Annotated in this window: 16 protein-coding genes and 1 tRNA gene; 14 read left to right on the top strand and 3 right to left on the bottom strand. The window is 58.4% G+C overall.

Annotated features, from left to right (window positions below; translation table 11 throughout):
- The 3 genes from AC07XM_RS06645 to AC07XM_RS06635 all read left to right on the top strand — a co-directional run.
- On the top strand, positions 1-996 hold a 996-nt coding region (locus AC07XM_RS06645), incomplete at its 5' end, for a YeaH/YhbH family protein (protein ID WP_102690320.1).
- On the top strand, positions 993-2561 hold the full coding sequence (locus AC07XM_RS06640) for a SpoVR family protein (RefSeq protein WP_023048249.1): 1569 nt from the start codon (positions 993-995) through the stop codon (positions 2559-2561). The genes AC07XM_RS06645 and AC07XM_RS06640, both read left to right, overlap by 4 nt.
- Before the next feature lie 55 nt (positions 2562-2616).
- Positions 2617-3723, top strand: a complete 1107-nt coding sequence (locus tag AC07XM_RS06635; protein ID WP_102688942.1) for a multifunctional CCA addition/repair protein — start codon at positions 2617-2619, stop codon at positions 3721-3723.
- Between the two features lie 109 nt (positions 3724-3832).
- On the opposite strand, the gene folK is transcribed toward AC07XM_RS06635, so the two are convergent.
- Both folK and folB read right to left on the bottom strand, forming a co-directional pair.
- Positions 3833-4342, bottom strand: a complete 510-nt coding sequence (gene folK / locus AC07XM_RS06630; RefSeq protein WP_016484604.1) for a 2-amino-4-hydroxy-6-hydroxymethyldihydropteridine diphosphokinase — start codon at positions 4340-4342, stop codon at positions 3833-3835.
- Positions 4333-4689, bottom strand: coding sequence for a dihydroneopterin aldolase (gene folB, locus AC07XM_RS06625; RefSeq protein ID WP_016484603.1), 357 nt, complete (start codon positions 4687-4689; stop codon positions 4333-4335). The genes folK and folB overlap by 10 nt, the downstream gene beginning before the upstream one ends.
- Before the next feature lie 74 nt (positions 4690-4763).
- Between folB and plsY the strand changes: the two genes are divergently transcribed.
- A complete protein-coding gene (gene plsY, locus AC07XM_RS06620) occupies positions 4764-5333 on the top strand; it encodes a glycerol-3-phosphate 1-O-acyltransferase PlsY (protein ID WP_060517980.1) in 570 nt (189 codons plus the stop codon).
- A gap of 17 nt (positions 5334-5350) precedes the next feature.
- Here plsY and tsaD read toward each other — a convergent pair whose 3' ends face one another.
- Positions 5351-6376 carry a tRNA (adenosine(37)-N6)-threonylcarbamoyltransferase complex transferase subunit TsaD gene (gene tsaD, locus AC07XM_RS06615; protein WP_016484601.1) on the bottom strand — a complete coding sequence of 342 codons (1026 nt, stop codon included), beginning with the start codon at positions 6374-6376 and terminating at the stop codon, positions 5351-5353.
- Between the two features lie 204 nt (positions 6377-6580).
- On the opposite strand from tsaD, the gene rpsU reads away from it, so the two are divergent.
- From rpsU to AC07XM_RS06565, 10 genes are all read left to right on the top strand, one after another.
- Positions 6581-6796, top strand: a complete 216-nt coding sequence (gene rpsU, locus AC07XM_RS06610; protein ID WP_003255575.1) for a 30S ribosomal protein S21 — start codon at positions 6581-6583, stop codon at positions 6794-6796.
- A gap of 303 nt (positions 6797-7099) precedes the next feature.
- Positions 7100-9085, top strand: coding sequence for a DNA primase (gene dnaG, locus AC07XM_RS06605; protein ID WP_102688941.1), 1986 nt, complete (start codon positions 7100-7102; stop codon positions 9083-9085).
- Between the two features lie 67 nt (positions 9086-9152).
- Positions 9153-11003, top strand: a complete 1851-nt coding sequence (rpoD, locus tag AC07XM_RS06600; protein ID WP_016484599.1) for an RNA polymerase sigma factor RpoD — start codon at positions 9153-9155, stop codon at positions 11001-11003.
- 229 nt (positions 11004-11232) lie between these two features.
- Positions 11233-14976 carry a bifunctional diguanylate cyclase/phosphodiesterase gene (locus tag AC07XM_RS06595; RefSeq protein WP_102688940.1) on the top strand — a complete coding sequence of 1248 codons (3744 nt, stop codon included), beginning with the start codon at positions 11233-11235 and terminating at the stop codon, positions 14974-14976.
- 137 nt (positions 14977-15113) lie between these two features.
- A tRNA-Ile gene (locus AC07XM_RS06590) sits at positions 15114-15190 on the top strand.
- A gap of 163 nt (positions 15191-15353) precedes the next feature.
- On the top strand, positions 15354-16769 hold the full coding sequence (locus tag AC07XM_RS06585) for a tyrosine-type recombinase/integrase (protein WP_102688939.1): 1416 nt from the start codon (positions 15354-15356) through the stop codon (positions 16767-16769).
- The gene (locus tag AC07XM_RS06580; RefSeq protein WP_102688938.1) at positions 16762-19998 is read left to right on the top strand and encodes a hypothetical protein; all 3237 of its coding nucleotides are present in this window, start codon (positions 16762-16764) and stop codon (positions 19996-19998) included. Before AC07XM_RS06585 ends, AC07XM_RS06580 begins: the two co-directional genes overlap by 8 nt.
- The gene (locus AC07XM_RS06575) at positions 19995-20663 is read left to right on the top strand and encodes a hypothetical protein (RefSeq protein ID WP_102688937.1); all 669 of its coding nucleotides are present in this window, start codon (positions 19995-19997) and stop codon (positions 20661-20663) included. Before AC07XM_RS06580 ends, AC07XM_RS06575 begins: the two co-directional genes overlap by 4 nt.
- Positions 20650-21123, top strand: a complete 474-nt coding sequence (locus tag AC07XM_RS06570) for a hypothetical protein (RefSeq protein ID WP_102688936.1) — start codon at positions 20650-20652, stop codon at positions 21121-21123. The genes AC07XM_RS06575 and AC07XM_RS06570 overlap by 14 nt, the downstream gene beginning before the upstream one ends.
- Positions 21120-23285 (top strand): AAA family ATPase, encoded by a 2166-nt coding sequence (locus AC07XM_RS06565; RefSeq protein ID WP_102688935.1) that lies wholly within the window; start codon positions 21120-21122, stop codon positions 23283-23285. Before AC07XM_RS06570 ends, AC07XM_RS06565 begins: the two co-directional genes overlap by 4 nt.
- The last annotated feature ends 392 nt before the right edge of the window (positions 23286-23677 follow it).

The following is a 23677-nucleotide window of genomic DNA, read 5'->3' as shown; positions in this document are numbered from 1 at the left end:
GGCGGCGGGTGTGGCGGCGGCCGCGGCAAGGCGGGCAACTCCGGCGACGGCATGGATGACTTCGTCTTCCAGATCACCCAGGAAGAGTTTCTCGAGTTCATGTTCGAGGATCTCGAACTGCCCAACCTGGTCAAACGTCACCTGACCGGCACCGACACCTTCAAGACCGTACGCGCAGGTATAGCCAACGAGGGCAATCCGTCACGCATCAACATCGTGCGCACCCTGCGCTCGGCGCATGCCCGGCGTATTGCCCTGACCGGCAGCAGCCGCGCACTGTTGCGCGAAGCACAAAAGGAACTCGACCGCCTGCGGGTCGAGGAGCCGGACAACTTCACCGATATCCAGGAAATCGAACAGGAAATCGAGCGCCTGAAGGCACGTATTAACCGCCTGCCCTTCCTCGATACCTTCGATCTCAAATACAACCTGCTGGTCAAGCAGCCCAACCCCAGTTCCAAGGCGGTGATGTTCTGCCTGATGGACGTCTCCGGCTCCATGACCCAGGCCACCAAGGACATCGCCAAGCGCTTCTTCATCCTCCTGTACCTGTTCCTCAAGCGTAACTACGACCGCATTGAAGTGGTGTTCATCCGCCACCACACCAGCGCCCGGGAAGTCGACGAGGAAGAATTCTTCTACTCACGGGAAACCGGCGGCACCATCGTCTCCAGCGCGCTCAAGCTGATGCAGGAGATCATGGCCGAACGCTACCCGGCCAGCGACTGGAACATCTACGCCGCCCAAGCGTCGGACGGCGACAACTGGAATGACGACTCGCCAATCTGCCGCGACATCCTCTCCAAGCAGATCATGCCGCACGTGCAGTACTACACTTACGTCGAGATCACTCCCCGTGAGCACCAGGCGCTGTGGTATGAATACGAGCGCATCGGCGAAGCATTCCCCGACACGTTCGCCCAGCAGCAGTTGGTATCGGCCGGCGACATCTACCCGGTCTTCCGTGAACTCTTTCAGCGCAGGTTAGCCACATGACCGCCAGAGCACAGAGACGCCAACCCATTTCCACCGGGTCCGAGTGGACGTTCGAGCTGATCCAGACCTACGACCGGGAAATCAGCCGCCTGGCCGAACGTTACGCCCTGGACACTTACCCCAACCAGATCGAGGTCATCACGGCCGAGCAGATGATGGACGCCTATGCCTCGGTCGGGATGCCGCTGGGTTACCACCACTGGTCCTACGGCAAGCAGTTCCTCAGCACAGAGAAGTCCTATAGCCGCGGCCAGATGGGCCTCGCCTACGAGATCGTGATCAACTCCGACCCGTGCATCGCGTACCTGATGGAAGAAAACACCATGTGCATGCAGGCACTGGTGATTGCCCACGCCTGCTACGGCCACAACAGCTTTTTCAAAGGCAACTACCTGTTCCGCACCTGGACCGACGCCAGCTCGATCATCGACTACCTGGTGTTTGCCAAGCAGTACATCGCCCAGTGCGAAGAGCGCCACGGCATCGACGCTGTGGAAGACCTGATCGACTCCTGCCATGCCCTGATGAACTATGGTGTGGACCGCTACAAGCGGCCCTACCCTATCTCTGCAGAAGAGGAACGGCGCCGACAGAAAGAACGCGAGGAGCACCTGCAGCGCCAGATCAACGACCTGTGGCGCACCATCCCGAAAAGCGCCGAGCGGGGTAATGAACGCGATGATGCGCGCTTCCCCGCCGAACCACAGGAAAACATCCTCTATTTCATCGAGAAGAACGCCCCGCTACTCGAACCCTGGCAGCGTGAGGTGGTGCGCATCGTGCGCAAGATCGCCCAGTACTTCTACCCGCAGCGCCAGACCCAGGTAATGAACGAAGGTTGGGCAACCTTCTGGCACTACACGCTGATGAACGACCTGTACGACGAAGGGCTGATCACCGAAGGCTTCATGATGGAGTTCTTGCAGTCGCACACCAGCGTGGTGTTCCAGCCCGGCTTCGACAGCCCCTATTACAGCGGCATCAACCCCTACGCGCTGGGCTTTGCGATGTACACCGACATCCGCCGCATGTGCGAGAACCCGACCGATGAAGATCGCCACTGGTTCCCCGACATTGCAGGCAGTGATTGGCTATCTACCATCAAGTTCGCCATGAGCAGTTTCAAGGACGAGAGCTTCATCCTGCAGTACCTGTCACCCAAGGTGATGCGCGACCTCAAGCTGTTCAGCATCCTTGATGACGACCAGCGCGACGACCTGCTGGTGCCAGCCATTCACGATGAAGCCGGCTATCGGGTGATTCGTGAGCTGCTGGCCGCGCAGTACAACCTGGGCAACCGTGAACCGAACGTGCAGATCTGGAGCGTCGACCGTCGCGGTGACCGCTCGCTGACCCTGCGCCACCAGCAACACAACCGCAAACCGCTGGGCGACTCTACCGAGGAAGTGCTCAAGCACCTGCATCGCCTGTGGGGCTTCGATATCCACCTGGAGACCGTGCAGGGCGAGCAAGTGATGAAAACCCACCACATGCCACCCCGTGGCGAGCATGGCGAAAGTGCGGACTACGGGCGCATGGACCTGGCAGTCATTCACCATCTCTAGCGCACCGCCATAACGGCCGACGGGTTATCCTGTCGGCCGTTATGGAGAGTTGCACATGCACATCTACAAAGTCGGCGGCGCCGTGCGCGACCGCCTGCTCGGCCGCCCCGTCAGCGATACCGACTGGCTGGTGGTAGGCGCCACCGTCGAAGAAATGCACGCCAAAGGCTATAGGCCGGTAGGCGCCGACTTTCCGGTGTTCCTGCACCCGAAAACCGGCGAGGAATATGCCCTGGCCCGTACCGAGCGCAAGAGCGGGCGCGGTTATGGCGGGTTCACTTTTCACGCCAGCCCTGACGTCACCCTGGAAGAAGACCTGATCCGCCGTGATTTGACCATCAACGCAATGGCCGAGGACGAAGCGGGGACGGTGTACGACCCCCACCATGGCAAAGACGATCTGGAAAATCGAATTTTACGCCACGTTTCTCCGGCATTCGCCGAAGATCCCTTGCGCGTTCTCCGCGTTGCGCGCTTTGCTGCCCGGTATGCACCGCTGGGTTTCCGGGTTGCCGAAGAAACGCTTGCACTGATGCGCCAGATCAGTGCCTCTGGCGAACTGCAGGCGCTGACTGCCGAGCGCAGCTGGAAGGAGATCGAGCGGGCGCTGATGGAGGCAAAACCCCAGGTTTTCTTCCAGGTGCTGCGCGATTGCGACGCCCTGCCGGCCATGCTGCCTGAGCTTGTTGACGATGCACAGGCCTTGGCGGCGCTGGAGCAGGCAGCAGCGCATGAACAGCCCCTGCACGTGCGCTGGGCCTGCCTGTTGCGCGGGCTGGCACCGGCCTCGATAAAAGCCGTCAACCAGCGTCTGAAGGCACCGCGTGAGTGCCAGGAACTGGCCCTGCTGACAGGCGAATGCCTGGCGCAGGCGAATCAGGCGCTGGAGCTGCCTGCCACGGCACTGCTGGAACTGTTGCAGAAGTTCGATGTTTACAGGAGGCCGCAGCGGTTCGAGGACTTTGTGGTGGTCTGCGAGATGGCGGCGCTGGGCGATGGCGAGCAAGGTTACCCACAGGCCGATTACCTGCGAGGCGCAGCAGCGGCGGCGCGAGCGGTGGATGTGAAACCACTGGTACAGGCCGGGCTGACTGGCCAGGCCCTGGGCGAAGCGCTCAAAGCCGAGCGGCTGAAAGCGCTTGAGGCTTACCAACTCGTCTGACCTTCCCGGCCCTTTCGCGGCTAAAGCCGCTCCCACAGGTACAGCGAGAGCGCGAAATCTGCGCGGTACCTGTGGGAGCGGCTTTAGCCGCGAAAGGGCCGAAACAGGCTTAAGCGGGGGTCAGCTGCAAACCGCGCCACTCGAAGGCGACCGGGGCCAGTACCTGGTCAATCTGTGCCTCTTGCCACAACCGGGCCATGGTCTTGCCCGCGCCCGGATGCATCAGCTGAGGGGCCAGTAACGACAGCGGCCACAGCACAAAAGCGTTCTTCAGGATCTCGGCCCGAGGCAACACCAGCCCATCGAACGTGCCGTGCAGATCGTCATACATCAGCACGTCGATATCCAGCGGCAGCCCTTTGCGGTCCGGCGCGTAACGGCCATTCTCGGCCTCGATGAACTTCAATCGACGGTCCAGTTCGATCAGCGGCAGCGCGGTTTGCCCGGTCACCACGAAATTGATGAACGGCCCGCTCTTGATCCCCACCGCCTGGCTTTCGAACACCGGCGAGCAGCGCATGTCTGTGAGGATGCCCGCCAACGCATCGAGCCCGGCGCACAAATGCGCCTCACGGTCGATGTTGCTGCCAAGGCCCAGGTAAACCGTGCTCAGAGACATCCGCGCTCGATCTCCACGCCAACACCGCCACGGGCCGCTGGTACCGCACCCGGCTTGGTCAGCTTCAGCCGCACCCAAGGGATATGGAATTCTTCCATGAGCGTTGCCACCAGGCGCTCGGCAAAGGTTTCCACCAACTCGAAACGCGCCTGCTCGGCAAACGCCTGGATGCGCGCCGACACACTGGCATAGTCCAGCGCCAGGCTCAGCTCATCACCCGCTGCGGCCGGGCGGTTGTCCCAGGCAAAGCTCAGGTCCAGGCGCAAGCACTGGCGAATATCCCGCTCCCAGTCATAGGCACCGATGACGGTATCGACTTCCAGGCCTTCGATGAACACTCTGTCCAAGCACTTCTCTCCACAGCACGACAAGGGCGACTGGCGCCGTTAGAATCAGGGCGTCCTCGCCCGGAATAGTTAGCATGTTTTGGTTACTGGCGTTGCTCGCCTACCTGCTCGGCTCGCTGTCCTTCGCCATTCTCCTCAGCCGCCTTTCGGGCAGCCCGGACCCGCGTTCCAGCGGCTCAGGCAATGCCGGCGCCACCAACATGCTACGCCTGGCGGGCCGCAAAATGGCGATCCTGACCCTGCTTGGCGACCTGTGCAAGGGCCTTTTGCCGGTATTGCTCGCCCACCTTGCCGGGCTGGACCTGCACGCGCAGGCCTGGGTGGGCGTATGCGCGGTACTGGGCCACCTGTTCCCCCTGTACTTCCGTTTCCAGGGCGGCAAGGGCGTGGCGACGGCTGCCGGCATGCTCATGGGCCTGTATTTTCCGGCCGCGCTGCTGGCGATCGGCGCCTGGCTGCTGACCTTCTACCTCACCCGTACCAGCTCGCTGGCGGCGCTGATTGCCACGCCATTGACCTTGCCATTGCTGGCCTGGCGCGAGCCCGAAGCCTTGCTGCCGATCACCGTGCTGACCGTGTTGATCGTATGGCGCCACCGCAAAAACCTGCGCGACCTGTTCGCGGGGCGCGAACGGCACTTCTGAACGTTCGGCATCAAACACTACAGCGGCGGTAACTGCTCCATCGGCCAGCGTGCCTGCACGCTGATCGCCAGGTCCTGCTGCTGCCCGGCCAACAGGCGCTGGCAACCGGCGTAAGCGATCATCGCGCCGTTGTCGGTACAGAACTGCGGGCGCGCGTAGTACACGTTGCCCTTGATGCTGCCGAGCATGTCCTCGAGCGACGCACGCAAGGCCTTGTTGGCACTCACGCCACCCGCGATGACCAGGCGTTTGAGGCCAGTCTGCTTGAGCGCCCGCTTGCACTTGATGGTCAAAGTCTCCACCACCGCCTGCTGGAATGCCAGGGACAGGTCGCAACGGGTTTGCTCACTGTCGTCGCCAGCATTCTTGCATTGCTGCCAGGTGTTGAGGGCAAAGGTCTTGAGGCCGCTGAAGCTGAATTCCAGCCCCGGGCGGTCAGTCATCGGCCGCGGGAACACGAAGCGCCCAGGTACGCCCTGCTCGGCCAGGCGCGCGATTTCCGGGCCGCCGGGGTAGTTAAGGCCGATCAGCTTGGCGGTCTTGTCGAACGCTTCGCCGGCGGCATCGTCCAGGCTCTCGCCCAGCAGCTCGTACTGGCCGATGCCATCGACGCGTACCAGCTGGGTGTGGCCGCCCGAAACCAACAAAGCGACGAACGGAAACTCAGGTGGGTTTTGTTCCAGCATGGGCGCCAGCAAGTGGCCTTCCATGTGGTGCACGCCAATCGCCGGAATGTCCCACGCAAAGGCCAGCGCCTGGGCGCACGAGGCGCCCACCAGCAATGCCCCGACCAGGCCAGGACCCGCGGTGTAGGCGATGGCGTCGATCTCGGTGGCGACGCAACCCGCCTCCTCCAGCACCTGGCGGATAAGCGGCAACATGCGCTTTACGTGGTCACGCGAGGCCAGTTCGGGCACCACACCGCCAAACACGCGGTGCAGGTCAATCTGGCTGAACAGTGCGTCGGCCAGCAGGCCGCGCTCGCTGTCGTATAATGCGACGCCAGTTTCGTCGCAGGATGTTTCCAATCCCAGTACTAGCATGGGCTCGTCCCTTGTGGGGGCTGAATTCGAAGGCGCGCATGATAGTCCCCGTGTCGGACGCCGACCAGCGGTTTTCGATCAGAGGCTTTGCATTCCGGCTTGCTAAGGGTTAACATCCGCAACCCTTGAAAACCGACGTTCTCCAGCACACCTTTGTTTTGCCAGGAGCACGTCTACCCCGGTAATGAATTAAGGTAGCCCTGGATGCCAGCCGTCAAAGTTAAAGAGAACGAACCCTTCGACGTAGCTCTGCGTCGTTTCAAGCGCTCCTGCGAAAAAGCCGGTGTACTGGCTGAAGTTCGTAGCCGCGAGTTTTACGAGAAGCCGACCGCAGAGCGTAAGCGCAAAGCAGCTGCTGCTGTTAAGCGTCACGCCAAGAAAGTTCAGCGCGAACAGCGCCGCGCCGTTCGTCTGTACTAATACAGGCGTTCTACGCAAAGCTTCTGCCCTGCCCGGTTAACCACCGGGCGATGGCAGCGGTCGCTTCAAACTTGAGCAGCTAGCTCAAGGCCCTGCACAAGCTCATGCGAACTGCATACGGGGCAACCTGCCTGAAACGTCAGAGCTGGTCTTTCTTGTTGTATGACCAGACGTGCACGTCCGACTGACGGGCCCTTAGGGGCTGGCGACGAGCACACACTCCCTCACACTTCCCCAATCAGCACTCGCCCTATTCGGCGCGTGAGCGATTAGACTTGCCAGTTGCCAGATGACGAGACTGCCATGGCCGGGCTGATTCCCCAGAGCTTCATTGACGACCTGATCAACCGCCTCGACATCGTCGACGTGGTGAGTTCGCGCGTCCAGCTGAAAAAAACCGGCAAAAACTACTCCGCCTGCTGCCCGTTCCACAAGGAGAAGACCCCTTCCTTCACGGTCAGCCCCGACAAGCAGTTCTACTACTGCTTCGGCTGCGGCGCCGGCGGCAACGCCCTGGGCTTCGTCATGGACCACGACAACCTGGACTTCCCCCAGGCTGTCGAAGAACTGGCCCGCGCCGCAGGCATGGAAGTGCCCCGCGAGCAAGGGCGCCGCGACCAGAAGCCTCGCCAGCCAACCGACTCGCCACTGTACCCGCTGCTGGACGCCGCCTCGGAGTTCTATCGCCAGGCCCTGCGCGGCCACCCGACCCGCAAGGCCGCAGTGGACTACCTCAAAGGCCGCGGCCTGTCCGGAGAGATCGCCCGCGATTTCTGCCTGGGTTTCGCCCCGCCCGGCTGGGACAACCTGCTCAAGCACCTGGGGGCCGACACCCTGCAGCAAAAGGTGATGATCGATGCCGGCCTGCTGATCGAGAACGCCGAAAGCGGCAAGCGCTACGACCGCTTCCGCGACCGGGTAATGTTCCCCATCCGTGATAGCCGCGGGCGCATCATCGCCTTCGGCGGCCGGGTACTGGGCGACGACAAACCCAAGTACCTGAACTCCCCGGAAACCCCGGTGTTCCACAAGGGCCAGGAACTGTACGGGCTGTACGAGGCGCGCAAGCACAACCGCAACCTCGACGAAATCATCGTCGTCGAGGGCTACATGGACGTCATCGCGCTGGCTCAGCAGGGCCTGCGCAACGCCGTGGCCACCCTTGGCACCGCCACCAGCGAAGAGCACCTCAAGCGTTTGTTCCGGGTAGTGCCCAGCGTGCTGTTCTGCTTCGACGGCGACCAGGCCGGGCGCAAGGCCGCCTGGCGTGCGTTGGAGTCAACCCTGTCGAACCTGCAGGACGGCCGCCGCGCGCGCTTCCTGTTCCTGCCCGAGGGCGAAGACCCAGACAGCCTGGTGCGTGCCGAAGGCACCGATGCCTTCAAGGCCCGCATCAACCAGCACGCCCAGCCGCTGGCCGATTACTTCTTCGAGCAACTGGGCGCTGAAGCCGACCCGCGATCACTGGAAGGCAAGGCGCACATGGCGACCCTGGCCGCACCGTTGATCGAAAAGATCCCCGGGGCCAACCTGCGCCAACTGATGCGCAACCGCCTGAAAGAAATCACCGGCCTGGACCCACAACAGGTCGAGCAACTGGCGCAACAAGCTCCGCCAGCCAGTAGCGTGCCGGACTACGACCCTGGCTACGACTACGATGCCATGGCCAGCTACACCCCTGATTTCGGCGACATGCCGCCGCAGCACGACTTCGCCCCCGCTCAGCAGGAACCGGCATGGAAGCCGAACAAGGGCGGCGGTAAAAAGCAGTGGAGCGACAAACCCTGGGACAAGAACCGCAAGGGCGGCAAGCCCTGGCAGCAACGTGACGAAGCGCCACCGCGCGTGCCAGCACCGGTCGAACCACCTACCCTGGCGGCCCTGCGCACCCTGCTGCACCACCCGTTGCTGGCCGGAAAGGTCGAAGATGCCAGCCACTTTGCCGACGAAGAACACCTGTACAGCCAGCTGTTGGTGGCATTGATCGAAGCCGCACAGAAAAATCCTGGGCTAAGCTCAATGCAGCTGATTGCACGTTGGCATGGCACCGAACAGGGCCGCCTGCTGCGGGCCCTGGCGGAAAAGGAATGGCTGATCGTGGCCGACAACCTTGAACAACAGTTTTTCGACACTATAACTAGCTTGTCCGCCCGCCAACGCGAGCGCAGCCTGGAACAACTGCTCAGGAAATCACGTCAAAGTGAATTGACCAGCGAGGAAAAAACCCAGCTCCTCGCCTTGCTGAGCCGGAAAGTTCCCGCACAAACGCCGACCTCATCTGGCGCGTGAGGCCCATGCTCGGGTATAATCCTCGGCTTGTTTTTTGCCCGCCAAGACCTTCAGTGGATAGGGTGTTATGTCCGGAAAAGCGCAACAGCAGTCTCGTATCAAAGAGTTGATCACCCGCGGTCGTGAGCAGGGCTACCTGACTTACGCGGAGGTCAACGACCACCTGCCTGAGGATATTTCAGATCCTGAACAGGTGGAAGACATCATCCGCATGATCAACGACATGGGGATCAACGTATTCGAGAGTGCTCCGGATGCGGATGCCCTTCTGTTGGCGGAAGCCGACACCGACGAAGCAGCGGCCGAAGAAGCCGCTGCTGCGTTGGCGGCAGTTGAAACCGATATCGGCCGCACGACTGACCCGGTGCGCATGTACATGCGCGAAATGGGTACCGTCGAGCTGCTGACCCGCGAAGGCGAGATCGAAATCGCCAAGCGTATCGAGGAAGGCATCCGTGAAGTGATGGGCGCCATCGCCCACTTTCCGGGTACTGTCGATTACATTCTCAGCGAATATGACCGCGTCACCACCGAGGGTGGCCGCCTGTCCGACGTGCTCAGCGGCTACATCGACCCTGACGACAACATCGCCGCGCCGACCGAAGAGGTGCCGATCCCTGGCGCCAAGGCCGCAGCCGCGAAGGAAGAGTCCGACGACGAAGAGGAAGAGTCCGAAGGCAGTGACGACGAGGAAGAGACCGAGAGCGGTCCGGACCCGGTAGTCGCAGCCCAGCGTTTCGGTGCGGTATCCGACCAGCTTCAGGCGACTGTCAAGGTCGTGAAGAAGAACGGTCGTGCCCACAAGGAAAGCATCGAGGCCCTGCAAGCCCTCGCCGACCTGTTCATGCCGATCAAGCTGGTACCCAAGCAGTTCGAGGTGCTGGTAGAACGTGTTCGTGATGCACTGAACCGTCTGCGTCAGCAAGAACGCGCCATCATGCAGCTGTGTGTGCGTGATGCCCGCATGCCGCGTGCCGACTTCCTGCGCATGTTCCCCAGCAACGAAACCGACCAGACCTGGAGCGGTGACCTGGCCAAGCGCAACACCAAATGGGCTGCCGCCCTGGGTGAAAAGGACGCCGCCATCGTTGCTTGCCAGCAGAAGCTGATCGACCTTGAGACCGAAACCGGCCTGACCGTTGCCGAGATCAAGGACATCAACCGTCGCATGTCGATCGGCGAAGCCAAGGCCCGCCGCGCCAAGAAAGAAATGGTCGAGGCGAACCTGCGTCTGGTGATTTCCATCGCCAAGAAGTACACCAACCGTGGCCTGCAGTTCCTTGACCTGATCCAGGAAGGCAACATCGGCTTGATGAAGGCGGTGGACAAGTTCGAATACCGTCGCGGCTACAAGTTCTCGACCTACGCCACCTGGTGGATCCGGCAGGCGATTACCCGCTCGATCGCCGACCAGGCACGCACCATCCGTATTCCGGTGCACATGATCGAGACGATCAACAAGCTCAACCGTATTTCCCGCCAGATGCTGCAGGAAATGGGTCGCGAACCGACCCCGGAAGAGCTGGGCGAGCGCATGGAAATGCCTGAGGACAAGATCCGCAAGGTACTGAAGATCGCCAAAGAGCCGATCTCCATGGAAACCCCGATCGGTGACGACGAAGATTCGCACCTGGGCGACTTCATCGAGGACTCGACCATGCAGTCCCCGATTGATGTGGCCACGGTCGAAAGCCTCAAGGAAGCCACCCGTGACGTGCTCTCGGGCCTGACTGCACGCGAAGCCAAAGTGCTGCGCATGCGTTTCGGTATCGACATGAACACCGACCACACCCTCGAAGAGGTGGGCAAGCAGTTTGACGTAACGCGTGAGCGGATCCGTCAGATCGAAGCGAAGGCGTTGCGAAAACTGCGCCACCCGACTCGCAGCGAGCACCTGCGCTCCTTCCTCGACGAGTGATGACAAAACCCCGGCCCAGGCCGGGGTTTTTCTTTTCTGCCTTTTGAAGCACTCGCGGTCCCTGTAGAAGCAGCCTTGTGCTGCGAAGAGGCCATCCGGGTCACCGAACACCTCCGCCCATACCGGCCCTTTCGCAGCACAAGGCTGCACCTACACGTATCTCGCTTACCCCACGCTTGCGCAATGCCCGTCTACACTCGACGTCAGACCCCAAGAATGCGAGGCTGCTATGCCACTTATGCCGGCCATTCTGTTGCTGCTCCTGATTCTGTGGAACACGACGGCCGGCGCCCTGACCCTGACAGACGAGGAAAAAGCCTGGTTGGCTGCCCACCCGCAGCTGAGCCTGGGTGTAGACGCCTCTTGGCCACCGTTCGAGTTTCGCGACCAGGAGGGCCGGTACCAGGGATTGGCCGCCGATTACATCGCTGCGATCCAGCAACGCCTGGGCGTGACGCTCAAACCGGTCGAGCCCAGCAGCTGGACCGAGGTACTGGCGCAGGCACGGGATAACCGCATCGACCTGCTGCCAGGCATCATGTCCACACCCGAACGCCAAGGCTACCTGGCCTTCACCCGTCCGTACCTCGACTTCCCGATCGTCATCCTCGCCCACAAAGGCGGTGTCCAACCGCGCAAACTGGACGACCTGTATGGCCTGAAGATTGCCGTAGTCGAAAATTACGCCCCGCACGAACTGCTGCGTACCCATCACCCCGACCTCAACCTGGTGGCGCTGCCCAATGTCAGCTCCACACTGCAGGCCTTGGCTACCGATCAAGTGGACGCGGTGGTCGGCGACCTGGCGTCAAGCATCTGGAGCCTGCGACAGCTCAAGCTCGACGGCCTTTACGTCAGTGGTGAAACGCCCTACCGCTATCAGCTGGCCATGGCCGCACCACGTGACAACAAAGTGCTGGTGGGCATTCTGGACAAAGTCATGGCTGACATGAGCAGCGGCGAAGTCAGCCAGATCCAGCAGCGCTGGGTGGGTAACGTGGTCGACCAACGGATGTTCTGGTCCGACCTGCTGGTATATGGCTTGCCAACAGTCCTTTTGCTGATGGCCGTTCTGGCCGTGGTCATCCGTATCAACCGCCGCCTCAGCTCGGAAATTTCCCGGCGCATCGCCCTGGAGCAGGAGCTGCGCAGCAGTGAGTACCACTACCGCGGCCTGGTCGAGAGCCTGTCAGCCATCGCCTGGGAAGCCGACGCCAACGACTTCACCTACAGCTATGTCTCACCGCACGCCGAAGACTTGCTGGGTTACCCGCTTGGCGACTGGCTCAAACCGGGCTTCTGGCGCAGCATCCTGCACCCGGAGGACGCGCTCTGGGCGCAGGCATACTGCGACAGCGAAACCGCAGCCGGACGCGACCACAGCCTGGACTATCGGGTGATACGGGCCGACGGTCAGCCATTGTGGATACGCAACATTGTCAGCATGATCGAACACGGGCACCAGCCGGTGATGCGCGGGCTGATGATCGACATCAGCGAAACCAAGCGCACCGAGGACGCCCTGCGTCTTTCCGAGCAAAAGTTTGCCTCGGTGTTCCAGCAGTGCCCCGACATTCTACTGATTGCCCGCCACAGCGACGGCTGCCTGCTGGAGGTGAACGAAGCCTTCGAAGAGCAGATTGGCCTGAACCCGGACCAGGTGCTTGGCCGCAGCGCCACCGACCTGAACCTGTGGGGCGTCGAAGGCTCCGGCCCGCCGCTGCTTGAGCGCCTGCACCAAGGTGGCATCCGCAACCTTGAGATGAGCTTTCGCCGCAGTAATGGCCAACTCTTCACCGGCCTGACTTCGGCCGAAACCTTCGAACTGGACGGCACCCCCGCGCTGGTAGTGGCCGTTCGCGACATCAGCCAGCTCAAGGAGACCCAGCAGCAGCTGCAAACTTCAGAAGAAAAGTTCGCCAAGGCCTTCCACGCCTCGCCCGACGGCCTGCTGCTGTCGCGCCAGAGCGACGGTTTGCTGCTTGAGGTGAACGAAGGCTTCTGCCGTCTGACCGGCTATGACCTGAACCCGACGATCGACCAGACCTCGCTGGACCTGGGTATCTGGGTCGACCTCAACGAACGCAAACGCCTGGTCGACCAGCTCAACCGCGACGGTTTCGTGCGTGACTTCACCTGCCACATCCGCCGCAGCGACGGGCAGGTCCGCCTGTGCGAGCTGTCCGCCAGGCCCCTGCCGATTGCCGGCGTCGACTGCATGCTGACCATCGCCCGCGACATCACCGAGCGCCACCTGATGCAGGAAAAACTGCAACTGGCCGCCACCGTGTTCGAGAACACTGCCGAAGGCGTGCTGATCACCGATATCGACCAGCGCATCAGTGCCGTCAACCGTGCCTTCAGCGAAATCACCGGCTACAGCGAAATCGAAGCCCTCGGCCAGACCCCGCGCCTGCTTGCATCCGGCCAGCACGACAGCGCCTTCTATGCCGCCATGTGGCACCAGCTTACCGCCGAGGGTCACTGGCAAGGCGAGATCTACAACAAGCGCAAGAACGGCGAACTGTACCCCGGCTGGCTGACCATCAGCGCCGTGCGCAACAGCGAACGCGAGATCACTCACTTCGTGGCTGTGTTCGCCGACATTTCCAGCCTCAAGCATGCCCAGGCCAAGCTCGACTACCAGGCCCACCACGACCCGCTGACCGGCCTGCCCAACCGTGCCTTGTTCGAGAACCGCCTGCAGGCCGTGCTCACCTGCGCGCAGGTGTCCAACCGCCAAGGTGCGGTGCTGTTCCTCGACCTCGACCGCTTCAAGCACATCAACGATAGCCTTGGCCACCCGGTCGGCGACTTGCTGCTCAAGGGCATTGCCCAGCGCCTGAAGGAGCAGGTGCGTGACGTCGACACCGTGGCCCGCCTGGGCGGCGACGAGTTCATCATCCTGCTGCCCGGCCTGCACAAGCCCAGTGACGCCAGTACCATCGCCAACAAGCTGCTGGCCTGCTTCATCGCACCGTTCCAGGCCGGTGAGCATGAGTTTTTCACCAGCGCCAGCATCGGCATCAGCCTTTATCCACAGGATGGCAGCGACGTTGCCACACTGATCCGCAACGCCGATGCTGCCATGTACCGCTCCAAAGCCAAGGGCCGCAACCGCGTCGAGGCCTACACCCGCGACCTCACCGCCCAGGCCAGCGAACGGATTGCTCTGGAACACGAACTGCGCCGTGCCGTCGAACGCAACGAAATGAGCCTGTGCTTCCAGCCCAAGCTCAGCCTCAAGACCCAGAGCCTGGTCGGCGCCGAGGCGCTGATCCGCTGGAGCCACCCGACCTTTGGTGAAGTGCCCCCGGAGCACTTCATCCACCTGGCGGAGGAGAACGGCACCATCCTCCAGCTCGGCGACTGGGTATTGGAACAGGCCTGCCAGCAGATGCAGGCCTGGAAGCAGCACTACGAACCCTTCGGCCCCTTGTCGATCAACCTCGCGGGCGCCCAGCTACGCCAGCCACACCTGGCACGGCGCATCGAACAGTTGCTCAAGCATCACCAACTCAAGGCAGGTGACTTGCAGCTGGAGATCACCGAAAACTTCATCATGAGCCAGGCTGAAGAGGCCCTGGCCGTGCTGTACCAGTTGAAAAAACTGGGCGTGCAACTGGCCATCGACGACTTTGGCACCGGCTATTCATCGCTGAGCTATCTCAAGCGCCTGCCGCTGGACATTCTGAAGATCGACAAGTCGTTCATCCGCGGCCTGCCCGACGACCCGCACGATGCCGCCATCGCCCGTGCAATCATTGCCCTGGGCCGCAGCATGCAACTGACCATCATTGCCGAAGGTGTGGAAAACCAGGCCCAGCAACGCTTCCTGGCGGCCGAGGGCTGCGAGCAGATCCAAGGCTACATCGTCAGCCTGCCACTGCCGCCCAAGGAGTTCGCGACAGCGTTTCTTCGCATAGCACTATCGGATCTTTCAGATGGCACAGGTGCGAAACCCCCGTTATAATCCGGCCACTTACTGAGGGCCTATAGCTCAGTTGGTTAGAGCAGAGGACTCATAATCCTTTGGTCCACGGTTCTTATGTGGTACGAATGCCAGTGTGGTATTTGAAGCCCATTTTTGTTAGTTTGTAATGCCTCAGTGCCACTGTAGCTCAATCGGTTAGAGCATCCGACTCATAATCGGCAGGTCGAGGGTTCGATTCCCTCCAGTGGCCCCATACCCCAGCAAAATCAACCAGTTACCGCACTCCTCAGAAGGTCAATGACCACGCTGACGGAGCTTTCTGCGTTCCAAAAATTCGCCAATTTGAGATTTCGATCTTGACATGGCAAGTGCAACACCCAAAGCTAAAAAGGGTGTGGTATTTGGAACGAGAGCTCATGAAAAATTTCATCCTGGTCGATGCGCCACTGACGAGTGAAGCGAACTACCTCCTGCTTCATCTCGACCCTGGCATCCCCGACGAGGCGCGGGAGTTTAAACCGTTCACCGACTACACGGCATGGCTGGCACGTAGAGGCTATGCCCCCAACACTGAGAAGGCCTACTCGGAACACGTCGGGCGGTTCGTCGATTACGTCTACGAGGCGTCAAAGACCCCATTTCCTGCAGATGTCGAGGTCACCATTGAGACCATCATCTACAGCTACCAGGCTTTTCTGATGTTTGGGACAGGAGCCTCGAACCCGATAGCGAAGACGCTGGCCTACAGCTTGGGGAAAGTCAGGCTCACAGGGCAAAGCTCAATCGCGCAGACCATTGAGTCGTCGATCCGATGGTTTCTGCAGGTAGCAGAGTCGAAGAATATTTCGGCGCCTGACCAGCTGTTCAGTCGGTTTTACTCGAGCCGCGCTGAGTACCGAAGCCAGTACGAGCTCTCTGCCCAGAAGGCCAATTCCTGGATGGCCGCAGTCATTCGTGATTCGCTCAACTCAGTCCTGCCAAAGCGCAAGAAAGACAGGCTGTTTGCTCAAGCGGGACGAAGGGACAGGAAAAATGACAAGCAGCCATTCAAGACCCTTCCATTCCCCATCGAACGATCCGTCGACCTGGTCAAGCAGGCCAAGCCTGGGAAATCCAAGACCTTCTACCGCGACATGACTCTGTACGCCCTTCTTGGTGCGACAGGCGCCCGCTCCAGCGAGGCCCTGCAGGTGAGAATGCCAGACATCGATGATGACGCGTTCGCCGTGTTTCTTCGCGACCCATTTGCGAGGAAGACACCTGGCCTCACTGAAGAGGAGCACAAGCTTCTCTCCTGGAAAGGCCGAGAGACTGAGATCACCTTCATGATTGAGCCATTCGCTCGAATATTCTGGGAGAGCCTCGAGAAGTACCTGGCCCTCGAATACAACGCCAGCGTTGGCCATGATTTCCTCTTTCAAAACACTGACGGCAGGCCTTTCTTCGCAAGCGACAGGAGCAGTCGCGACAAAACCTTCAAGAAGTATGCGTTGAGGGCAGGCTTGCCGGACGTCACAGGCATCAGCCCTCACTCACTTAGGCACATGTACGGAACCTACACGCTGAATTACATGCCCGTCCCTGGTCAGAGCATTCCTGGCCTACCCATTACCTACGTGAAGATTCTGATGGGGCACGCCAGTATCACGTCCACGATGAAGTACGCGAAGCACGATACCGACATCATCGATGCCTACATCCAGCACGCGAACCAGCACGTCACCCAAAGGGGCGATGCCTCCTTTAAGACAATCCGCGAGGAGTTCTTCATGCGTCAGCTTGAGGTGTTGAAGGACGAAGCGAACCGCATTGAAGGGGCAAAAAATGATTAACCTGACCAAGGACATCCAGATCATCAAGACTGGAGAGGCCTTGGAGCGGTCGATCAAAGAGGCGATCACCAAAGCCAAGGCATGCGTCTGCAGAGAGCTGTTCGATACGAACTACATCTCTCCAAGCAAGGTAACAAGCGGTGCCCGCAACGAATACTACAACGCATCCATCGTGCGTCTATTCGATGATCACCTGAGCGCTTCTAATGCCCCCGTCTACGACGAGGCGTGGGTGCGTAACGCCTTGGCCTGCACAAAGAAGACTGCCGCTCTGGCAGTTGCGAAACAGGTGGTTCCGAAAGCGTCTGTCGACTGGCTCAACAAATCCTCCCTGGAGAGGCTGAGCAGAGACTGCATTTTGATCCTTCACTTCCTCTGGCAAGAGCGGGCCGTCTTACTTCCGGCTGACCTGAGGAAGCCTACAGTTCACAACGAGGACGCAGGCACCAATTACTTTGAGTTCGCTGCAGCATCTTACACCGAGGTGCTGGCATTCGTGAGCCAGCCATTTGTCTCACATGTCGCTTATGAAGGCATTCCAGACATCCTCTCTGTAATGAAGCCTACAGCTGTCAAGAACTTTGAGTGGTATGCATGGCGGATGATTCGCTGCACAGACTGGCATCGAATCGAAGACATCAATCCAGATGACATCTCGGACTTGGTCGACCACTTGGTCTTGATGCGCAGAGGTGATATTGACTGGTTCAAATACCCTATTGCCCCAGCCGCATTCTGGAACTACGTTCAGAGGTTGTATCCTGACAGGTGTAGCCAAGTCGCTCTTCGCGCTAAAAATGATTTACACGCGAGCAGAAAAGCACTGGTCTCGGGTGAGTATGACTACCCTGATGAGCACAAGGATAGCGTAGAGTCCTGGTTGAAATATCAGGGCAAATTCACCGAACTGCAGAAGTCTCGAGGAATTAAGTCTTTTAGCGCATACAACAAAAGCTTTGCTGTCCTGAACACCTGGTTATTCGGAGAGTATCCTACTGCCACAGGATTGACTCCTCCTCACCCAGGTGAGTTGAATAGAAGACACATGGAAGGCGATGGCTTCACAGGCTTTCTGACTTTTCTTCGCAGAGGCCGGTCAAACACAACCGTCCAGCAAATCATGTATCATATTGTCACTTTGTTTAACTACTTAGTGGCAAACTCGAGCGCAGACGAAAAGCTTGCCGGCTTCGTTTGCCCGATACTGGAGATTGATTATCCCATCGTCAGAAGAAGCAACAGCTCCAATAAGCCGGCATTTCATTCAGAGCATTTCCCGTACCTCCTGCAATACTGCTATGCAATTGAATCATTCACAACATATGTTGCAGAAAAAGTTTATGACGAGCAGATAAATCTGTTCGACAAAGAATACAGGGCCGACATCGAAACCAAAAACTGGAACGAGGCCCAAAAAGTAATTCAAACTGAAAAGCTTGGATATATCCCTGTTGTATTTTATCGAAATCCATCATTCGATGCTTCGCTGCCAAAGTCTGAAGTTAACCGCCCCATGAAATATGAGGCGCTACGACTTCTGCCAAGGTTCGTTGTACCAATTATTGAGCACACAGTAGAGCGCAACGACAAGTGGGTGTTCTACCCACAGCCAAACTACATAAGACATAACATTGTTGCCCTAGAGACAGGCATTCGAAGCATCCACATTCGGTGGTTGGAGAAGCGCACCTATGCCAAGCATATTGATCGGTCGAGGCCTCTCCCTCCACTTTGTAAGCTGCACATCAATACCGACAAAGTAAACGGCCCGTGGGATGCCACTGTTTCGAAGTCGGTTATTGAGCTACTGGATCGCCAAAAGGCGATGATCCCCTGGTTCAACGACCCGTCAATGGAAGTCGAGACTTGGTATGACTACCATGAGGACAACGAGCACGGAAAAATCATCACGCTTTTCCCCAAGGGAGAAACTCCTGGTGTGCTGACTCCAGAGGCCTATGGGAAATATTTCAAAAGGCTAATCTATTCCTTTGACCTTTTCTGTAGATACCAACTGGGAATTGATCCGACGAACTCAATGCCTGAGGCGCTGGGCGACCTGGAAACAATCGACGAGCCTATCGACTACTTGGCGGCGGTGAAGCTTGAGGGGCAAGCCTGCAAGCTAATCGAGCACACCCCACATTCCTGCAGGGTGTCTGTAGTATCTGAGTTCATCAGGGTCTTGCCACCGCACATTATTGGGAACTTCATCACTGGCCATGCCACTGTTGAACACGTCATGTATTACGCCAAAGTCGACCCTGAGTATCTGAAGACAGTGTCTCAGTACCAGAAGATGAGCGTCGAGCAGGGCTTGCTCGTTGAGCGCCCAGCGATGTCTATGATCAAGGCTGAAGACCCTGCTTCGAAGTTGCAGCAGGCTTTCCGAAGAGACAAAGCACAGTCCCTGAGTGACTTTGGGGCAATCTCATTCGACCGTGAGACCAAAGACGATGTGGTATCTGGCGTGAGGGCTGCAAAGCAGCGCCCCATCGAGTCATTGGCCTTCATGCCTACTCACATTTGCCCGTTTGGAAATCACTGCCCTGCGGACGTCATAAAAGACCTGGGTGCCATACCAGGCGTGAGTATGCCATGCGGGGGGTGTTACTACTCGGTCAAGACTGTCGACCATCTGCCCAGGATCTACGGCGTCATCCGTGTGATGACTGACGAATGCAGCGAGTTGGAAGCTCATATCGCCGAGGCCAAAAGGAACGGTGCATCGCCTGAAAGCCTCATGCAAAAAGTCAATCGCCGAAAATTCCTCGCGGCAGAGATCATCTCGTGGAGCATTACTGCTCACTGCCTTGAGCAAATGCATAGCGAGATCAAAACACGTGAGAACTTCCTTGTAGAAAAGCCTGAGATCGTGTCTGAGCGACTGGAACGCTTGGAGTTGAAAGACGGCTCACTTGCCAACCTGATTGCTCGCACAGCGGAAGCCAAGTCACATGCAGAGTATTTCACCCCACAGTTGGATAAACAGATCCAGGTCGCGAGAAACAAGCTTCTGGCGTTCACTGGGAATTTTAACCGCCTGTTGCAAGAAGCTCCCACAGGGTTCACGTTGATCGATGAATTCAGGGGTCTGATTCGGTCTACGTGTGAAGTCCTCGGTCTTTCAATGCACGAACTGAGTGATGCATTGGCTCAGCCAATGGCCCTGGAGCGCCCTACGGCGATCCTGAAGCTAATTTCTAGCCCTGGAGGTGTCCCTGCATGAGCAAAGGAGCTAAAAAGGGCCAGAATCGCTTTGCTGGCTCTCAAAAGCGGAATCGCGACTACAGGATCACACGAATCAAAGAAGAGGTCATTCCTAAGCTGAAAGCTTTCGTAGGGAAAACCTCGTTCGATGGGATTACTCCTTACTCTAGGTTCTGTGCCGAGCTTTACAATGACGGTCTACCTGTAAACGAAAAGAAAATTGGCTACAGAACTCTAGTACAGAGCACTGACTATTGGGCGCTCATCGGGCCTATCTTCTACAAGCACTGGGATTCCGCTGGGAACATGGAGTCGAAGAAGGACAAGCTTGTCGGAAAACTGGCTGTTCAACGAGCAGACCAGCTTCAAGCTGAGGCCGAGAGACTGAGGAAGGAGGTTGAAGCTCTTCGCTCTGCCCTCCGTAGCCATGGTGCGTCACCGACGGCCCTACCGGACACAAAGCATGTGGATCAAGGCTTCATGTCGAAGTTTGATAAAACCTGCCGAGCTCTGAAATTAGTGCTTGATAAAAGTGACGGTATGTTCACGGTTGACATTCAGGCCAAGAAGATCAGCTGCACTTTCGACGACCTTGAACCAGTTGAGGGGCTAGTGCCGACTGAGGTCGTCGAGCCATTCATCATGTGGTTGAAAGCAAAAGAGACAGGCCATGGCGAGCAGTGATTTGAAGAGTTCCCCATTCGAGCGGTACAGAGACTATGTCATGCAGCTCGAGCAGGCTGGCAAAAAGTTTCCTGTGAACCAGTTTGGAGATGTCAACTTCAGCAAGATTGCTGACGAGTGCGGCAATCGCCGGCAGTGGTTCTCAGAAAGCGCCAAGAAAGTCTTTTGCCCGCAGGGAGACACCCTTGAGCAGGTGATCGCCAAGGATATTCGTCGCATTGGCAGCGAGTTTTGCGCACCTAAAGACGCTGAGTCTGTGCTTGTGGACATCGCGGATTCGAAGAGCAAGGAAGCCAGCCGGCTGCGTTCCATGCTGGAGCAGAAATCGAAGGAAAACGAACTGCTACGAGATCAGGTAGAGCGTCTCTCAGCCGAGGTACGTATGCTTCGTTCGACTGCAGCTGAGCTCAGCAGCCAGCAGGAGATGATGATTGATTCTGGGCGGTCATTCATCTTATGAGCAACCTGTCGAGTGTCGTGCAAGTAAGCTCAGTGAAGCCTGGCAGCATCGGCGGGGCCATCTTCTCTGGCCGTATCATTGGTGAGAATAAGATCTTCACCTGCAAGGCCAGCTACAAAATAATCACTCGTGTCCCCCAGCCAGGCGAGTGCTGGCAAGTCAAAGGATCGATTGCTGGTCACGATCAGTTCAGGAATTTTGTTCTGGTCGAAAGCTGCCATATCGTTAACCTGCCTGTGGCCGCATACATCGAGCGCCTGCTCATTAAGCATCCAGCATTCCGGGGGCTAGCATTTGGTAAGGCCAAAGTAGCGAAACTCGTTAGGGAATTCGGTGCTGAGAACCTAGCTCAGACCCTGACTGCTGGGAGAGCCAGTCACTTAGCTGAAGTGATCAATGCTGATCTGGCGCAGAAACTGGTAGATGCTTGGGCATCACTGCAGAACGAGATCTCAACCATTGAGTTCCTCATGGAGCATGATTTCGACCCTGGTCTTGCCAAAAGTATTCTGAAGGTTTGCCAGACAGACACTGTGGAGCGCCTCAAGCGCAATCCTTACAGCCTGGTGGCGTTTCATGGTGTTCATCCGAATCTATGGAGAACTGTAGAGGCTGCGGCATCCAAACTGAGGATCAAGCCAGATGACCCGCGCAGGTTGGCAGGGTTGGTCGAATACCTGCTGTATATCCGCCTGGATCAAGGCCACACCGCTTGCTCAGTTGATGACCTGAAAGCTCAACTGACGCAAAAAGTCCCGTCTCCGGGGCTGGTCGACCTGTCCATAACCTCTGCTCTTGATAGACGTGCCGTGTGCGTCAAAAAACTCCACGGAGTGACTTTCATACAGCCGCTGGGTGCTGCGCTTGTCGAGAGTCAGCTTGAGCAGCGTGTCGCATCCTTGTTGTCCGCTCAGACGTCTCTCCTCCATGGTTCGCCTCAAGAGCTTACCAAGGCCATTGAAGACTATTGCGCACAGATTGAGACCTCCTCTGGCCACTCGCTCACGCCGGAGCAAAAGGGCGCTGTGCTAATGGCACTTACGAACCGAATCAGTACGCTCACTGGGTTCGGAGGCACGGGAAAGACAACCGTACTGAAGGCCATCGTCGATATCGCTTCGGAGTACCGCCCAGTACATGTCCTGGCTCTGAGCGGAAAAGCCAAGGAGCGAGCAAGGGAGGCGACTGATCGAGACACCTATACGATCCACAGCTTCCTGATCAAAATCAGCAGTGAGTCGTCTGGTCTTAGCAGCGGTGGAGACCCGCTTGTAATCATCGACGAGGCCAGCATGGTCGACATCGCGCTGATGCTCAAGCTACTCAATGCATTTGCCAAGAAGGAGCTTTCACTTCTCCTGGTCGGCGATACTGGTCAGCTATCCCCGGTAGGGTACGGAGTCTTCTTTCACGCGCTGGCCAAGTCGAAGGCGATACCGTCAACTCACCTGACCAAGGTTCACAGGACAGTAGGCGATAGCCACCTGCAGAAGATCGCCATGCAGGTTCGCTCAGGGCAAATTAGCACTCTGCCGATCTGGAATGGTGAGCGCGATGGCGTATACCTCATTCCCTGCGCGACCACCCAGGATCTGCTTACCCATTTGACTCGAATCAAGCGGATCATCCCTGATGCTCAGATCCTGACGCCGCACATGTCAGATCGCATGCCGGACTCTGGCCACAAGATCAACAATCATCTGCAGAGTGTCCTTCAGCACACGGACGAGACGCCAGGCATCTTGATGGGCAAATACTGGCTTCGTGTTAACGATCCCGTCATCGTCACCCAGAACAGTTACGAGCATAACCTGTTCAACGGAACCACTGGCGTGATGTCAGGCGTGACAGCCATCGATGGCGAGATCGCAGGCATGTTCACCTTCAATGGAGTCGAAGTGACTCTTTCCCGGATGGACTTGTTCCTGCTGGGGGTCAAGCTTGCCTACGCGATCTCCATCCACAAAGCACAAGGCAGCGAGTACCAGACCTCCATCATCTGCTCCCTGAGCCAAAGCGAATTCGTAGAGCGCAGCATGCTGTACACCGGCATCTCACGATCCAAGCGCCTGGCCTTGATTCTGAGCACCCAGGAGCTCGTGCAGCGGGGTGTGGCTCGACCGAACCGCAGCGATACCCTCTGCGTTGGCTTCTCGGTTTGATTTGAGCGGCCACAAGCCCCTCCACCGAATCTGAATTGTCAAAAAAAATCACGGAGTGTCTACCTGTGCGCAGCACGGGTAGAAACCGTTATTTTTATTGACAACACCTCGTCGAGCGAAGCGAACAGCCTTGGCTCTGGAAGTGGTTAGGCTCTGCCTCACCGCTTCCCGAGCCCCTCGGGCGGCGCAGAGCGGGGTCTGGGGCAGGGCCCCAGGGTGTTGCTCTCGGGCCGAAATAATTTTCAAAAATTGTCACATATAAATGCCACACCGGTGTTGCATTTATAAAATCGTGCTGCTAGGATTCGCTCATGGTTGAGAAACACACGGTTCATGGGCCTTGTGAGAGCACCTAGACCGGACGGACAGTATCCGACCGGACAATTTGTGCA

The organism is Pseudomonas sp. GW460-LB5 (assembly GCF_059423245.1).
This window is presented reverse-complemented; position numbering and strand designations above follow the sequence as displayed.

What these genes read in the sequence shown, in the direction of transcription:
- AC07XM_RS06640 (WP_023048249.1), top strand. Translation starts at nt 993, where the DNA reads ATGACCGCCAGAGCACAGAGACGCCAACCCATTTCCACCGGGTCCGAG.
- AC07XM_RS06635 (WP_102688942.1), top strand. Translation starts at nt 2,617, where the DNA reads ATGCACATCTACAAAGTCGGCGGCGCCGTGCGCGACCGCCTGCTCGGC.
- folK (WP_016484604.1), bottom strand. Translation starts at nt 4,342, where the DNA reads ATGTCTCTGAGCACGGTTTACCTGGGCCTTGGCAGCAACATCGACCGT.
- plsY (WP_060517980.1), top strand. Translation starts at nt 4,764, where the DNA reads ATGTTTTGGTTACTGGCGTTGCTCGCCTACCTGCTCGGCTCGCTGTCC.
- tsaD (WP_016484601.1), bottom strand. Translation starts at nt 6,376, where the DNA reads ATGCTAGTACTGGGATTGGAAACATCCTGCGACGAAACTGGCGTCGCA.
- rpsU (WP_003255575.1), top strand. Translation starts at nt 6,581, where the DNA reads ATGCCAGCCGTCAAAGTTAAAGAGAACGAACCCTTCGACGTAGCTCTG.
- dnaG (WP_102688941.1), top strand. Translation starts at nt 7,100, where the DNA reads ATGGCCGGGCTGATTCCCCAGAGCTTCATTGACGACCTGATCAACCGC.
- rpoD (WP_016484599.1), top strand. Translation starts at nt 9,153, where the DNA reads ATGTCCGGAAAAGCGCAACAGCAGTCTCGTATCAAAGAGTTGATCACC.
- AC07XM_RS06595 (WP_102688940.1), top strand. Translation starts at nt 11,233, where the DNA reads ATGCCACTTATGCCGGCCATTCTGTTGCTGCTCCTGATTCTGTGGAAC.
- AC07XM_RS06585 (WP_102688939.1), top strand. Translation starts at nt 15,354, where the DNA reads ATGAAAAATTTCATCCTGGTCGATGCGCCACTGACGAGTGAAGCGAAC.
- AC07XM_RS06580 (WP_102688938.1), top strand. Translation starts at nt 16,762, where the DNA reads ATGATTAACCTGACCAAGGACATCCAGATCATCAAGACTGGAGAGGCC.
- AC07XM_RS06575 (WP_102688937.1), top strand. Translation starts at nt 19,995, where the DNA reads ATGAGCAAAGGAGCTAAAAAGGGCCAGAATCGCTTTGCTGGCTCTCAA.
- AC07XM_RS06570 (WP_102688936.1), top strand. Translation starts at nt 20,650, where the DNA reads ATGGCGAGCAGTGATTTGAAGAGTTCCCCATTCGAGCGGTACAGAGAC.
- AC07XM_RS06565 (WP_102688935.1), top strand. Translation starts at nt 21,120, where the DNA reads ATGAGCAACCTGTCGAGTGTCGTGCAAGTAAGCTCAGTGAAGCCTGGC.